This window comes from Williamsia herbipolensis (assembly GCF_000964005.1).
Classification (GTDB): Bacteria; Actinomycetota; Actinomycetes; order Mycobacteriales; family Mycobacteriaceae; genus Williamsia_A; species Williamsia_A herbipolensis.
Window position 1 is genome coordinate 32,927 of record NZ_JXYP01000020.1, and the last position, 14,578, is coordinate 47,504.

A 14,578-nucleotide genomic window follows, 5' to 3' on the forward strand; every position below is an offset into this window, starting at 1 on the left:
AAGGCGGTGACACAATGTCCGACGTGGCCCAGCGACGTCGACGACCCGACACCGACGGTGTCGTGCTGCTGTTCGGCGGGCGCAGTGAGATCGGCCTCGCCGTCGCGACACGTATCGCCGCCGACGCCGTGGTGGTGCTGGCGGCGCGGCGACCCGACGACCTCGAGACCGAGACCGCCGCCGTTCTGGCGGCTGGAGCCCGCGAGGTGCACACCGTCGCCTTCGACGCCGACGACACCGCGTCGCACACCGGGATCATCGAGTCGGTGATCGCACGACACGGTCCGATCGGTGTCGCCATCGTCGCGTTCGGCATCCTCGGCGATCAGGCCCGCGCCGAGACCGAGGTCGCCCACGCCCTGCAGATCGCCCACACCGACTACCTCGCGCAGATCAGCGTGCTGACCCCGCTCGCCGCGACGATGCGCGCACGCAATGCGGGCGCGATCATCGTCTTCTCCTCGGTCGCCGGCGTCCGGGTACGACGCGCGAACTACGTGTACGGCTCCACCAAGGCCGGCCTCGACGGCTTCGCGTCGGGTCTGTCCGACGCCCTGCACGACACCGGGGTGCACCTTCTCCTCGCCCGACCCGGCTTCGTCGTCGGGGCGATGACCAAGGACCTGATGGCCTCGGGTGTGGAACCCGCGCCGATGTCGAGCACACCGGACCAGGTCGCCGACGCCGTCGTGCGCGCGCTGCGGCGGGGTCGCGCGACGGTGTGGATCCCGTGGGCCATCCGTCCGGCGTTCTTCGTCATGAAACTCCTTCCGCAGCCGATCTGGCGTCGCATGCCGCGATGAGCGCGCCCGACGTCGTGGTGGTGGGCATCGGCGCCGACGGGTGGCGCGGACTCTCACCGATCGCACACGACGAACTGACCGGCGCGACCCTGATCGCCGGTTCTTCACGGCAACTCGAGCTGCTGCCGGACCTGCCGGCGCGCACCCACGTGTGGTCGACGCCCATGCTCGCCGACCTCCGCGCGTTGCTCGCCGACCCGCCGGCGCGTCCGCTGCACGTACTCGCCAGCGGCGACCCCATGTTCCACGGCGTCGGCGCCACGATCGTCGGACTCCTCGGCGCCGAGCGGGTCCGTGTCATCCCCGCGGTGTCGAGTGCGTCGTTGGCGGCCGCGCGCATGGGATGGGACCTCGCGCGCACACCGGTCATCAGTCTCGTCACCGATCCGGTCGAGACGATCCTGGCCCACGTGAGCGACGACGTGCGACTGCTGGTGTTGAGCCGCGGCGCCGACACACCCGCGGCCATCGCCACGACGTTGTGCGACAACGGCTTCGGCGAATCAACGATCACGGTACTGGAATGCCTCGGCGGTGACGAGGAGGTGATCGAGTCCGCCGACGCCGCGCAGTGGCGGCGACCACCGGGTCACGATCTCAACGTGGTGGCCGTCGCCTGTCGCGGCCCGAGGATCAGCACCGCACCCGGTCGCCCCGACACCGACTTCGACTCCGACGGGCAACTGACGAAGACGGCCGTCCGGTCACTCACCCTCGCGCTGCTCCGGCCCGCTCCGCGGGAGACGCTGTGGGACATCGGTGGCGGCGCGGGATCGGTGTCCATCGAATGGTTGCTCACCGAGCCCACGAGCCGCGCCGTGGTGTTCGAAGCCGACCCCGACCGACGGGCTCGCATCGCACACAACGCCGCACGACACGGCGTCACCACGCGCCTGCGCATCGAGGGCGAGGCGCCGGCGGCCCTGCACGACGCCCCCCGACCCGACGCCGTGTTCGTCGGCGGTGGTCTGACCGTCGCGGGAATGGTCGAGACCTGCTGGGACGCGATGGCCCCCGGCGCACGCCTCGTCGCCAACGCGGTCACGCTCGAGTCCGAGACGCTGGTGATGGACCGGCAGCGCAGCCTCGGCGGCGACCTGCGGCGCATCCACATCGACCACGCTGCGCCACTCGGGGGCATGACGACGTGGCGTCCCATCCTGCCCGTCACGCAGTGGTCGGTCGTCAAGAACACGCACACCACCGAGGAGCGACCGTGACCGTGTACTTCATCGGCGCCGGCCCCGGCGCCGCCGATCTCATCACCCTGCGTGGGGCGAACGTGCTCTCCCGCTGCGCGACATGCCTGTACGCCGGTTCGCTCGTTCCCGCCGAGATGCTCGAGCACTGCCCACCCGGGGTGGTGCTCATCGATTCCGCACGGATGCCGTTGGCCGACATCGTCGAGCACATCGCCGCCGCACATCGGGCCGGTCACGACGTCGCCCGCCTGCACTCCGGCGACCCGTCACTGTATTCCGCTGTGGCCGAACAGATCCGAGCGCTCGACGCGATCGGTATCGACCACGTGATCGTGCCCGGGGTCCCGGCCTTCGCGGCCGCCGCCGCGTCACTCGGACGGGAGCTCACTGTCCCCGGAGTCGGGCAGTCACTGCTCATCACCCGCGTCTCCACCCTGTCGACCGACATGCCCGACGGCGAGACCGTGGCCGAACTCGCCGCCACACGGGTCACGCTCGCCCTGCACCTCGCCGCCCATCGCATCGAGCAGGTACAGGCCGACCTCGTCGAGCACTACGGCGCCGACTGCCCCTGCGCCGTCGTGGCGTTCGCGAGCCGTGACGACGAACAGATCGTCCGCTGCACGCTGGCCGATCTCTCCGCGCGCACCACCGAGGCCGGGATCGTGCGCACCGCGGTGGTGTTCGTCGGCCGCGTCCTCGCCGCGTCGGGCTTTCCCGACAGCTACCTCTATTCGCAGGCACGGATGACGAAGGTGGCCGGTGACGGCCACTGAGCCGCCGGCCCCGGTCCTGATCCTCGGCGGTACCGGCGAGGCCCGGGCACTCGCCGCGGCATTGGTCGCCGACGGGATCGCATGCGTGTCCTCGTTGGCCGGTCGGGTCTCCGATCCGGCCCTCCCCGCGGGCGAGGTCCGCATCGGTGGGTTCGGAGGATCCGACGGTCTCGCGGCCTGGTTGGCCGACCACCGCTGCACGACGGTGGTCGACGCGACCCATCCCTTCGCCCAACAGATCTCCCGCAACGCCGCCGACGCCGCGAGAGCGACCGGCGCGCAGATGATCTCGCTGCGGCGCCCACCCTGGAGACCGGGACCCGATGACCACTGGACCACCGTCTCCGACATCGGCGCGGCGGCGGCCCACGTGGGCACGCGCGCCCGGCGTGTCTTCCTCACCACCGGCCGTCAGGACGTGGGCGCCTTCGCCGGCATCGACGACTCGTGGTTCCTCATCCGCGTGGTTGACCCGCCCACCGGGTCCCTCCCGCGGCGCCACCGGGTGCTGCGCAGTCGCGGACCCTACCGCCTCGCCGACGAGCGAGAGATCCTGCGCGACAACCACATCGACACCCTGGTCACCAAGAACAGCGGCGGTGACCTCACGAGCGCGAAGCTGCGTGCGGCGGCCGAACTCGGAGTGGAGGTGGTGATTGTGCAACGGCCCGCGCCGCCCGACCACGGACAGGTCGTGACGTCGGTGGACGACGCACTCCGCGCGGTCCGCGGGGCGATCGCCGCGGGGTGACGACCGATCAGGCGTCGCCGTAGCGGCGTGAGGTGAACACCGCGGCGCCGGCGGGTCGGTCGACGACCTGGGTGGTCGACGACCCGACGATGAGCAACGTCCGCATGTCGACGCTCGCGGGGTCGAGTTCACCGACCGTGGTCATCGACACCGCCTGCTCCGGGCCGCCGACGTCGCGACCGGCGATCACCGGGCGCTCGGCGCCGACCTCGGCGAGAAGGATCGAGCGCAGCGCCTCGACCTGCCAGGTGCGGCTCGCCGAACCGGGGTTGTAGATCGCGATGACGAGATCGGCGGACACCGCGGCGCGGATACGACGCTCGATGGTGTCCCAGGGCTTGAGGCGATCGGACAGGGAGATGACCGCGTAGTCGTGTCCCAGGGGCGCACCGACAGCGGCCGCCACCGCGTTGGCCGCGGTCACACCGGGTACCACGCGGACGGTCACACCGGTCCACGGGGACTCCGCCGACATCTCCACCACCGCCGAGGCCATCGCGAACACACCCGGATCGCCCGATGACACCACGACCACGCGGGCACCCGCCGCGGCGAGATCGAGGGCCATGCAGGCACGTTCGGATTCCACGCGGTTGTCGCTGGCGTGCATGCGCTGTCCGGGACGCGGCGAGATCCGGGCGAGATAGGTCTTGTAGCCGACGATGTCGGTGGCGCGGGCGAGTTCGTCGAGCACCTCGGGCGTGGTCCACCGCTGCGCGCCGGGACCCAGCCCGACGACCACCACCTCGCCGCCGACGGGATCAGCGGTGGCTGCCGACGACGAGCCGACGTGGTTGACCACGCCGTTGATCACACCGGGGACCACGATCATCGAGAAGTACGGGACCGAGGTGGGGTCCACGTCGCGGACGGGCACCACGCGCTGGGTGGAGGTCGACGCCCGTTCGACGTACCAGGCGCGGTCGGCGAGACCGGCGGTCTCCAGCGCCTCGAGGACGGTGGGGAAGGTGCGACCGAGCTTCATGATCGCCACCGCATCGCTGTCGCGGAGTCGACGCACCAGTTCGTCGCGGCCCATGGTCCCGGGGAGCACGGTGGTGGTCTCGTCGGCCTCGACCCACGGGATCCCGACCGCGGCGGTACTCGCGCTCACCGAGGTGACGCCGGGGACGATCTCGGCGTCGAACTCGTCGACGAGGCGTTTGTGCATGTGCATGTAGCTGCTGTAGAACAGCGGATCACCTTCGGCGAGAAGGGCGACCGTGCGCCCAGCGCGTAGGTGGACGGCGAGCCTCTCCGCGGACTCGGCGTAGAACTCCTCGAGTGCCCCGCGGTACCCGCCGGGATGATCGGTGGTGCCGGTCGTGACCGGGTACACCAGCTTCTCGTGGACCTGACCCTCACGCAGGTACGGGGTGGCGACGCCCAGTGCGATCGAACGACCGTGGCGTGCAGAGTGATACGCCACCACGTCGGCGTCGGCGATGATCCGTGCCGCCTTGACCGTCACCAGTTCGCTGTCACCGGGCCCGAGGCCCACACCCCACAGTTTCCCGGCGCCGGATCCGGCATCGATGCGATCGGGGCTCACTCGACCGGGCTCGCCAACGCGTTGAGCGCGGCGGCGGTGATCGCCGAGCCGCCACGACGCCCGAGGACGGTGATGAACTCCAGATCGGTCCGCTCGGCCAGCGCCGCACACGATTCCGCGGCACCGATGAACCCCACCGGGGCACCGACGATCGCAGCCGGACGGGGACCGCCCGCGTCGATCTGCTCGAGCAGGGCGAACAACGCGGTGGGGGCGTTGCCGATCCCGACCACCGCGCCCTCGAGCATCGGTTCCCACAGGTGGACCGCGGCCGCGGTACGGGTGGTGTGCAACTGCTCGGCGAGGGGCGGCGTCCGTGGGTCGCCGAGCAGACACACGACGTCGTTGTCGACCGGCAGGCGCCGGCGGGTGACCCCCGAGGCGACCATCGTCGCGTCGCAGAGGATGGGAGCGCCGTTGCGCAGCGCCGTCCGCGCCGCCGTCACGACACCCGGGGTGGCGACGACGTCGGTGGTGAGGTCGGTCTGCCCGCAGGCATGGATCATCCGGACGACGACGGTCTCGGTGTCGTCGTCGAACGCCGACAGGTCGGATTCGGCACGGATGGTCGCGAACGACTGCCGGTAGATCTCGGCGCCGTCGTGGATGTAGGAGTACATGTCGGGACTCACGATAGCTGCGGGCCGTCGACCCTCTCACCGTCGTATCCCTCGCCCGTCGCGGTGACCCGCAGGTGTTCGGAGTGGGGACTGCCGCAGGCGCGGTCGCATCCGACCCAGTGCTCACGCCCGTCACGGCCCGCCGTACCGGCGCCGACGGCGAACTCGAGATCGGCACGGACGTCGGCGTGCGAGTTCGCGCACCCGGGTGATCCCACGCAGGAAGTGACCTGCGCCCACGGCGAGTTCGCGTCGAAGATCAGACCCATGGGCGCCAACACCCGCACCACCGCCTCGGCCTCGTCCTCGGTGAGATCGACCAGCACGATCGATCTCCACGGGGTCACGATGACAGGCTTCTCGACGGCCGCGATGACGGTGGCCGTCCGCGCGGGAAGGATCCCTTGGGCCAGCACCGCACCCAGCGCGACCCCGCCGTCGGCCTGCTCGAACCAGCCGACCGGCGCCGAGCCCTCGGACCCGAGCTCGACCGGATCGGTGGTGGCGGCCAGACCCGTGTGGTCCAGTACCGCGGCCACACCGTCCCGCAGTTCCGCGAGCCGCCACTGCCGATCGCGTTCGCGACCGAAGGCGCGTGCCGCGGCGAGCATCGTCGCGACCGTGGCGTCGGCGGCCACGCGGACCCCGGTGTCGGCACCGGCGAGGACGAGCGCGAACTCCCCGTCGAGCGCCTCGTCGCCGCCGAGGGCGTGCACACCGATGTCGGGTCCGAGTCCGGTGACGTCGCCGGTGCCGTCGTCGACGGCGAACAGGACGCGGCCGGGCAGGTCCGCGAGGTCCGGGTCGGCGCGCAGACCGAGGTCGAGGTCGGTGACGATGCCCGCGACGTCGGGTCCCGACCCGACCCGACCGGCCAGCGGCGAGGCGAGGATGTTGCGCACCCGTTCGTGGGTCTCCGACGGCAGCAGCCCGGCGTCGGCGAGGCGTCGCGCGAGCGCGTCGGGGTCTCGCACCGCTCTGAGCTGCACGTTCCCGCGACTGGTGAGTTCGAGGTCGCCGCTCGCCAGCTCGTCGGCCGCGGAGGCGAGCGCCGCGAGTTGAGCCGGGGTCAGCACGCCGCCGGGCAATCGAACCCGCGCCAGCGGTCCGTCGGCGGCCTGATGCAGCGACAGCGCACCCGGGCAGGCGTCGTCGGCGCGGGTCCGCGCGGTGGGATCGGGCGGCGTGGTCACGGCGTCCACGGTACGACCGCCGGTGCACAGACCCGTATCGTCGTCGGCAGAGCGGTGCGGAAACCGGTGGGAACCCGGTGCGGTCGCGCCACTGTGACCTGCGGCGACGCGGGAAGTCAGACCCGATCCGCTCACCGGATATCTCCACACCACCACCGGGGCGCGAAACCCCCAAGGGAGGCACGACCCGTGATCCTGCTGCTGTCCACCTCGGACACCGACCTGTCCAGCGCGCGATCGTCCGGCGGCGACTACACCTGGGCGAACTGCAACCGCATCAGCGTCACCGACGACCTGCCCGCCATGCTCGACGCCGCCGATCTCGTCATCGTGCGCATCCTGGGCGGGCGGCAGATGTGGGAGTCGGGGGTGGCCACGGTCCTCTCGTCCGGCGTGCCCCTGGTGATGCTGGGTGGCGAGATGGCCCCCGACGCCGCCCTGATGGAGCTGTCGACCGTCCCTGCCAACGTCGCCTCGCAGGCACACCAGTACTTCGCCGAGGGCGGACCCGAGAACCTCCTGCAACTGAGCTGGTTCCTGTCCGACACCGTGCTTCTGACCGGACACGGATTCGAGCCGCCGCAGTCCACCCCGACCTGGGGGATCCTGGAACGCGACCACACCGACGTCGCGGGTCCGACGGTCGCGGTGCTCTTCTACCGGGCGCAGCACCTGTCGGGGAACACCGGATACATCCACGCTCTGTGCGACGCGCTCGTCGCCCACGGCGCACGCCCCCTCCCGATCTTCTGCGCGTCCCTGCGCGCCGCACCTCCGGAGCTGCTCGACACGCTGCGCGCCGCCGACGCCATGGTCGTCACCGTGCTCGCCGCGGGCGGGACCCGACCAGCGGGCGTCACCGCCGGAGGCGACGACGAGGCCTGGGACGTCGCCGAGCTCGCCGCCCTCGACGTGCCGATCCTGCAGGGTCTGTGCCTCACCAGCAGCCGCGCGACCTGGGCCGACGGCGACGACGGCATGACCCCGCTCGATGTCGCCACACAGGTCGCGGTGCCCGAGTTCGACGGTCGGATCATCACCGTGCCGTTCTCGTTCAAGGAGATCGACGCCGAGGGACTGAGCACCTATGTGCCCGACGCGGAGCGGTGCGCACGCGTCGCCGGCATCGCGACCCGCTACGCGCGTCTGCGCCACATCGCTCCCGCCGACAAGCGCGTCGCCCTGATGCTGTCGGCATACCCGACCAAGCACGCCCGCATCGGCAACGCCGTCGGCCTCGACACCCCCGCGAGCACCATCGGGGTACTGCGCGCGATGCGTGCGGCCGGATACGACATGGGCCCCGAGTACGGCGACGACGCGGTCCCCGGCCTGGCCGCGGGGGACGGCGACGCGCTGATCCACGCACTCATCGAGGCCGGGGGACAGGACCCCGATTGGCTGTCGGCCGAACAGCTCGAACGCAATCCCATCCGCATCTCGGCGTCGCTGTACCGGGAGTGGTTCGCGACGTTGCCCGACGATTTCCGGGCCCGGGTCGTCGACCACTGGGGTCCGCCGCCCGGCGAGCTCTACGTCGACCGGTCGTCCGACCCCGACGGCGAGATCGTCATCGCCGCACTGCAGTTCGCGAACATCCTGCTCATGGTGCAGCCGCCGCGCGGGTTCGGCGAGAACCCGATCGCGATCTACCACGACCCCGATCTGCCGCCGAGCCACCACTACCTCGCCGCCTACCGGTGGGTGGCCGCACCGGCCGATCGCGGCGGCTTCGGCGCCGACGCGATCGTGCACATCGGCAAGCACGGCAACCTCGAATGGCTACCCGGCAAGACCCTCGCCATGTCGGCGTCGTGTGGCACCGACGCCGCGCTCGGCGATCTGCCGCTGATCTACCCGTTCCTGGTCAACGACCCCGGGGAGGGGACGCAGGCCAAGCGTCGGGCGCACGCGACACTCGTCGATCACCTCATCCCGCCGATGGCGCGCGCCGAGAGCTACGGCGACATCACCCGCCTCGAGCAGCTCCTCGACGAGCACTCCAACATCACCACCCTCGACCCGGTGAAGCTGCCGGCCATCCGTCAGCAGATCTGGACGCTGATGACCGCGGCGCAGATGCACACCGATCTCGGCCTGGAGGAGCGTCCGGCCGAGGAGGTGTTCGACGACATGCTGCTGCACGTCGACGGCTGGCTGTGCGAGATCAAGGACGTCCAGATCCGGGACGGCCTGCACATCCTCGGTGAGGCGCCGCGCGGTGAGTCCGAGATCGACATGGTGCTCGCGATGCTGCGCGCCCGGCAGATGTGGGGCGGCGAACGCAGCGTCCCCGGCCTGCGCGAGGCCCTGGGGTTGTCGGAGGACGGCGACGAGGTCCGCGGGCGGGTCGACGAGATCGAGGTCCGTGCACGCGACCTCATCGTCGCGATGGCCGACGCCGACTGGGCGGTCGACGCCGTCGGATCCGTCGTCGCCTCGGTCGAGGACGCGACGCAACGCGAGACCGTCGGACGCATCCTCGAGTTCGCGGCCACCGAGGTGGTTCCGCGTCTGCGGCAGACCGACGGCGAGGTCGACCGGATCCTGCACGCCCTGAACGGCGGTTTCATCCCGTCCGGCCCCAGCGGCTCGCCTCTGCGCGGACTCATCAACGTCCTGCCGACCGGTCGCAACTTCTACTCCGTCGACCCCAAGGCGATCCCGTCGCGCCTGGCGTGGGAGACCGGCCAGCTGATGGCCGAGTCCCTCGTCGACCGGTACCTCACCGATCACGGCGAGTACCCGCAGTCGGTGGGTCTGTCGATCTGGGGGACCAGCGCGATGCGGACCTCCGGGGACGACATCGCCGAGGTGTTCGCCCTGCTCGGGGTGCTGCCGGTGTGGGACGAGGGGTCTCGGCGCGTGGTGCGCCTCGAACCCATCGGACTCGCCGAACTCAAGCGGCCCCGCATCGACGTCACCGTGCGGATCAGCGGCTTCTTCCGCGATGCCTTCCCGCACGTGCTGGCGATGCTCGACGACGCCGTACGCCTGGTCGCCGATCTCGACGAGCCCCACGAGTCGAACTTCGTCCGGGCCCACGCCCAGGCCGACCTCGCCGACCACGGCGACGAACGCCGGGCCACGACCCGCATCTTCGGGTCGAAGCCCGGGTCCTACGGCGCCGGTCTGTTGCAGCTCGTCGACAGCAAGAACTGGCGCAGCGACACCGACCTGGCCGAGGTCTACACGACGTGGGGCGGCTTCGCCTACGGGCGCGGCCTCGACGGTGTCCCGGCCGCCGACGACATGCGCACCGCGTACCGGCGGATCGCCGTCGCGGCGAAGAACACCGACACCCGCGAGCACGACATCGCCGACTCCGACGACTACTTCCAGTACCACGGCGGCATGGTCGCCACGGTGCGGTCGCTGACCGGTAAATCGCCCGAGGCCTACATCGGCGACAGCACACGACCGGAATCGGTGCGCACCCGCACGCTGGCCGAGGAGACCGCTCGGGTGTTCCGGGCCCGCGTCATCAACCCGCGGTGGCTCGACGCCATGCGACGCCACGGATACAAGGGCGCGTTCGAGATGGCCGCGACCGTCGACTATCTCTTCGGCTACGACGCGACCACCGGCGTGGTGCAGGACTGGATGTACGAGAAGCTCACCGAGACGTACGTCCTCGACGAGACGAACCGCAAGTTCATGGCCGAGTCGAACCCGTGGGCGCTGCACGGGATCGCCGAGCGGCTCCTCGAGGCCGCCGGGCGGGAGCTGTGGTCGCAGCCCCCGCCGGAACTGCTCGCCCAGCTGCAGCAGGTGTTCCTCGAGACCGAAGGTGACATCGAGGGCGACGAGTAGGCGGCCGACACAGCCCGGCGTGCCGTCCGGGAGAAAAATCGGTCCCTCGTTCGTTGACCCGGTACTCCATCACCACAACCGAGGACTGATCGCCATGAAGCTCGCCGTGTTCGCCACCTACCTGCTCGTCGAGATCGGCGCGTTCGTCGGTCTGGTGTACGCGATCGGGTTCTGGTGGACGCTGCTGGCGACGTTCGCCGCAGTGATCATCGGCTTCGCGCTGCTGCGTCGCCAGGGTGCGCGCGTCTTCGCCGAACTCCGTGCCGCGGCAGACGGTTCCACCGATTCGGTGCGACCGCTCACCGACACCGCATTGCTCGCCGGCTCGGTGTTCCTGCTGTTCCTGCCGGGCATCGTCAGCACGGTGCTCGGTATCGCGCTGCTGCTCGGACCCGTCCGGGCACTGGCACGCCCGCTCGTCGCCGCACTCGGCGCCCGTCGCGTCGTGACGGCGATGAACCGCTACGGCGCCGCCGGCGGCCGCGGGATCGTCGTCGAGGGCGAGGTCGTCGACCCGACACATCCCGCGTCGCCCGGAGCCACCCCGGGATGGCGTTCGATCGGCTGAGTGGCCTGACGCCGGTACCCGCGCGCGCACAGGGCACACTGGACCCTCGTGGGAACTCAACTGTTCGTCGGCGGACACATCTATTCGCCGGTCTCCCCGGACGCGACCGCGATGGCCGTCACCGACGGCGTCATCTCCTGGATCGGGTCCGACCGCGTCGGTCGTGCCCTGCACCCCGACGCCGAGATCGACGATCTCGCGGGCGCTTTCGTCGCCCCGGCGTTCGTGGACTCCCACGTCCACCTCACCTCGACGGGCCTGTCGCTGGCCGGACTGGACCTCTCGGAGGCGACGAGCCGGGCGGAGTGCCTCGAACTGTTGCGCACGCATGCCACCGACACCCCCGGCGGTGACCTCATCTGGGGTCTCGGGTGGGACGACTCGCAGTGGACCGATCACGCCAGCCCCACCACCGATGAGGTGGACGCCATCGTCGGTGACCGCCCCGTCTACCTCGCGCGCATCGACGAACACTCCGCGGTGGCCTCCTCGGCGCTGCGGTTGATCGCGGCCGGCGTCGACGAGGCCCACGGGTACGACCCTCAACAGCCGCTCACCGCCGAGGCACACCACCTGGTCCGCGGCGCCGCGCGCGAGCTCCTGACGCCCACCCAGCGTCGTCGCGCCCAGTTGCGCGCACTCGACGAGGCCGTGGCGCACGGCGTGGTGATGGTCCACGAGAACGGCGGCCCCGACATCAGCGGGCTCAACGACTTCGCCGCGATCGCCGACCTCGACCACCCGGTCGGCGTACGGCGGCTCTGGGGTCAGGCCGTGGCGACCGCCGACGATGCCCGTGCGCTGATGCAGGCCACCGGAGCCGACGGACTCGCCGGTGACCTGTTCATCGACGGTGCCATCGGATCGCACACGGCGTGGCTGTGTCACGCCTACTCCGACGACGCCGACAACCACGGCGTCGACTATCTCGACCACGACACCGTCCTGGCACACCTGCGGGCCTGCACTGAGGCCGGCGTCCAGGCCGGCTTCCACCTCATCGGCGACGGGGCCACGGCGTGCGTGGTCAGCGCGTTCACCACACTCATCGACGAGATGGGGGCGGCGGCGGTCGCGCGGTGCGGTCACCGCATCGAGCACGCCGAGATGGTCGACGCCGCCGCCGCCGAGGTGCTCGCGCGGGCGGGCGTCACCGCCAGCATGCAACCGATCTTCGACGCCCTGTGGGGCGGACCGGGTGACCTCTACGAACAGCGGCTGGGGCTGCCGCGCGGCACCACCCTGAACGATTTCGCCGCGCTGGCACGCGCCGGGGTCACCCTCGCCTTCAGCTCCGACGCCCCGGTCACCGCGATCCACCCCTGGGAGCAGATCCGCGCCGCCGTCCACCACCACAACCCCCGCAACGCGGTGTCGCCGCGCGCCGCGTTCGCGGCCTGCACCCGGGGCGGGTGGCGCGCGGCCGGCGAGACCGATCGCGACCGCGGCACCCTCGTGCCGGGCGCACCCGCCGACTACGCCGTGTGGGAGGTGGGGGAGATGGTGACCGCCGGGTCCTCGGACAGCGTCGCCCGCTGGTCGACCGATCCCCGGTCACGCGTCCCCGCCCTGCCCGATGTCACCCCCGGCGTCGATCTGCCGGTGTGCCTGCGCACGGTGCGCGCGGGCGAGGTCATCTACCGCAGGCCCAACTGATGACCCGAGCACCGGTGATCCGGACTTGGCTGATCCGGACGGGGACCGCCGCCGCCGGTGGTGTCGCGATGTGGGCGTCGTTCCCGCCGCGCAACCTCTGGTTCTTCGGTGTCGTCTCGCTCGGCCTGCTGTACGCGGCGCTCGCCGTGGACCGGCCCGGCGTCCGGATGGGCACCTGGTGCGGCTTCGTGTGGGGCGCCGCCTTCTGGCTACCGCTGCTGCCGTGGATCGGGGTCTACGTCGGCCCGCTGCCATGGGTCGCGTTGTCGATCGTCCTCGCGCTCTACCTCGCGCTGTTCGGTGCGATCGCCACGCTCACGATGCGTCTGGGCGTCGCACCGGTGTGGTTCGCCCTGTGCTGGGTGACCGTCGAGTGGGCACGATCGTCGTTCCCCTTCGGGGGTTTCCCCTGGGGCGCAACGGCCTTCGGACAGGTCGACAGCCCACTGACCTCGGTCGCGGCCCTGGGCGGGGTACCCGGCCTGTCGTTCGTCGTCGCGCTCACCGGCGCGGGTGTCGCCGCCGTGGTCATCCTCGCGATCACCCGCCCGCAGGCCATGCGGATGCGGTTGTCCGGCGCGGTCGCCGCGGTCGCGGTGGGTCCGATCGCCGCCGCCGCGATGTGGCCGTCGGTGCACGCCGCGAACACACCCGCCGACCGCCCCGGGTCGACGCTCACCGTGGCCGCCATCCAGGGCAACGTGCCGCGGTTGGGTCTCGACTTCAACTCCCAGCGCCGCGCGGTCCTCGACAACCACGTCGCCGAGACGTTGCGGCTGGCCGACGCGATCCGCGCCGGCACCCAGCCCCGACCCGACGTCGTGCTGTGGCCGGAGAACGCCTCCGACATCGATCCGCTCGACAACTCCGACGCCGCCGAGGAGATCACCGCGGCCTCGCGCGCGGTGGGCGCGCCGATTCTCGTGGGCACCCTGATCGACAACGCCGACGGACGGCCCACCAACACCGTCCTGGTGTGGGACGGGGCGAACGGTCCGATCGGTCGCTACGACAAGCACATCGTGCAGCCGTTCGGCGAGTACCTGCCGTGGCGGTCGTTCTTCCGCCACTTCTCCTCCTACGCCGACAAGGCCGGCAACTTCCGCGCCGGCACCGGCAGCACGGCGCTGACCGTCCCGGTCACGGGGGCCGACGGTTCGGTGCGGGTCGGCGTGTCGACCTGTTGGGAGGTCGCCTTCGACCGCTCGGCGCGGTCAGCGGTCGACGCCGGGGCCCAGTTCCTCTACGTGCCGACCAACAACGCCACGTTCGGCCGCACCCAGATGACCTACCAGCAGCTCGCGATGTCGCAGATCCGGGCCGTCGAGCACGGGCGCGCGGTGGCGGTCGCGGCGACGAGCGGCATCAGCGCGATCGTGGCGCCCGACGGGCATGTGACCTCCCGCACCGAGTTCTTCGCCCCCGGCACACTGGTCTCGACGATCCCGCTGCACGTGAACCGCACCCCGGCGACGCGCGCCGGGGCGATCCCGCAAGCCGTGCTCGTCGCGTTGACGGTCATCGGGTTTTTGGTCGCGCTGGTCCGGCGTATTAAGTTGGGCGAACATGTGCGCGCCGAGACCTCGCGCGACGAGCCGCTGACCACCGCGGTATCGACGGGGTCGAGCGGCGAGCAGACCTGAG

11 protein-coding genes are annotated in these 14,578 nt (G+C 71.2%); 8 read left to right on the forward strand and 3 right to left on the reverse strand.

What is annotated here, in order from left to right; all coding sequences use genetic code 11:
• Positions 1-14 precede the first annotated feature (14 nt).
• From TU34_RS10305 to TU34_RS10320, 4 genes are read left to right on the forward strand one after another with little or no spacing between them, the layout of a single operon-like run.
• Positions 15-803 carry a decaprenylphospho-beta-D-erythro-pentofuranosid-2-ulose 2-reductase gene (locus TU34_RS10305; RefSeq protein ID WP_045822797.1) on the forward strand — a complete coding sequence of 263 codons (789 nt, stop codon included), beginning with the start codon at positions 15-17 and terminating at the stop codon, positions 801-803.
• Positions 800-2,023, forward strand: a complete 1,224-nt coding sequence (locus tag TU34_RS10310) for a bifunctional cobalt-precorrin-7 (C(5))-methyltransferase/cobalt-precorrin-6B (C(15))-methyltransferase (RefSeq protein ID WP_045822798.1) — start codon at positions 800-802, stop codon at positions 2,021-2,023. Before TU34_RS10305 ends, TU34_RS10310 begins: the two co-directional genes overlap by 4 nt.
• Entirely contained in the window at positions 2,020-2,781 is a 762-nt protein-coding gene (gene cobM / locus TU34_RS10315) for a precorrin-4 C(11)-methyltransferase (RefSeq protein WP_045822799.1), read from the forward strand. The genes TU34_RS10310 and cobM overlap by 4 nt, the downstream gene beginning before the upstream one ends.
• Positions 2,768-3,532, forward strand: a complete 765-nt coding sequence (locus TU34_RS10320; protein ID WP_045822800.1) for a cobalt-precorrin-6A reductase — start codon at positions 2,768-2,770, stop codon at positions 3,530-3,532. The genes cobM and TU34_RS10320 overlap by 14 nt, the downstream gene beginning before the upstream one ends.
• A 7-nt stretch (positions 3,533-3,539) precedes the next feature.
• Here the strand turns inward: TU34_RS10320 and cobJ are convergent, their stop codons facing one another.
• The 3 genes from cobJ to cobG are packed head-to-tail and all read right to left on the reverse strand — an operon-like array spanning position 3,540 to position 6,897.
• Entirely contained in the window at positions 3,540-5,084 is a 1,545-nt protein-coding gene (cobJ, locus tag TU34_RS10325; RefSeq protein WP_045822801.1) for a precorrin-3B C(17)-methyltransferase, read from the reverse strand.
• Complete coding sequence (locus TU34_RS10330) at positions 5,081-5,704, reverse strand: precorrin-8X methylmutase (RefSeq protein ID WP_045822948.1); 624 nt, start codon at positions 5,702-5,704, stop codon at positions 5,081-5,083. The genes cobJ and TU34_RS10330 overlap by 4 nt, the downstream gene beginning before the upstream one ends.
• Before the next feature lie 8 nt (positions 5,705-5,712).
• Entirely contained in the window at positions 5,713-6,897 is a 1,185-nt protein-coding gene (gene cobG, locus TU34_RS10335) for a precorrin-3B synthase (RefSeq protein ID WP_045822949.1), read from the reverse strand.
• A 189-nt stretch (positions 6,898-7,086) separates the two neighbouring features.
• On the opposite strand from cobG, the gene cobN reads away from it, so the two are divergent.
• The 4 genes from cobN (at position 7,087) to lnt (ending at position 14,577) form a co-directional block, all read left to right on the forward strand.
• Positions 7,087-10,710, forward strand: a complete 3,624-nt coding sequence (gene cobN / locus TU34_RS10340) for a cobaltochelatase subunit CobN (RefSeq protein ID WP_045822802.1) — start codon at positions 7,087-7,089, stop codon at positions 10,708-10,710.
• Positions 10,711-10,804: 94 nt separating this feature from the next.
• Positions 10,805-11,278 (forward strand): FxsA family protein, encoded by a 474-nt coding sequence (locus TU34_RS10345; RefSeq protein WP_045822803.1) that lies wholly within the window; start codon positions 10,805-10,807, stop codon positions 11,276-11,278.
• A gap of 48 nt (positions 11,279-11,326) precedes the next feature.
• A complete protein-coding gene (locus tag TU34_RS10350; RefSeq protein ID WP_045822804.1) occupies positions 11,327-12,934 on the forward strand; it encodes an amidohydrolase in 1,608 nt (535 codons plus the stop codon).
• Complete coding sequence (gene lnt, locus TU34_RS10355) at positions 12,934-14,577, forward strand: apolipoprotein N-acyltransferase (RefSeq protein ID WP_045822950.1); 1,644 nt, start codon at positions 12,934-12,936, stop codon at positions 14,575-14,577. The genes TU34_RS10350 and lnt overlap by 1 nt, the downstream gene beginning before the upstream one ends.
• Position 14,578: the final 1 nt, after the last annotated feature.

Coding starts and splice junctions, on each gene's coding strand:
- TU34_RS10345 (WP_045822803.1), top strand. CDS start 10,805: ATGAAGCTCGCCGTGTTCGCCACCTACCTGCTCGTCGAGATCGGCGCG.
- lnt (WP_045822950.1), top strand. CDS start 12,934: ATGACCCGAGCACCGGTGATCCGGACTTGGCTGATCCGGACGGGGACC.
- TU34_RS10310 (WP_045822798.1), top strand. CDS start 800: ATGAGCGCGCCCGACGTCGTGGTGGTGGGCATCGGCGCCGACGGGTGG.
- TU34_RS10305 (WP_045822797.1), top strand. CDS start 15: ATGTCCGACGTGGCCCAGCGACGTCGACGACCCGACACCGACGGTGTC.
- TU34_RS10330 (WP_045822948.1), bottom strand. CDS start 5,704: ATGTACTCCTACATCCACGACGGCGCCGAGATCTACCGGCAGTCGTTC.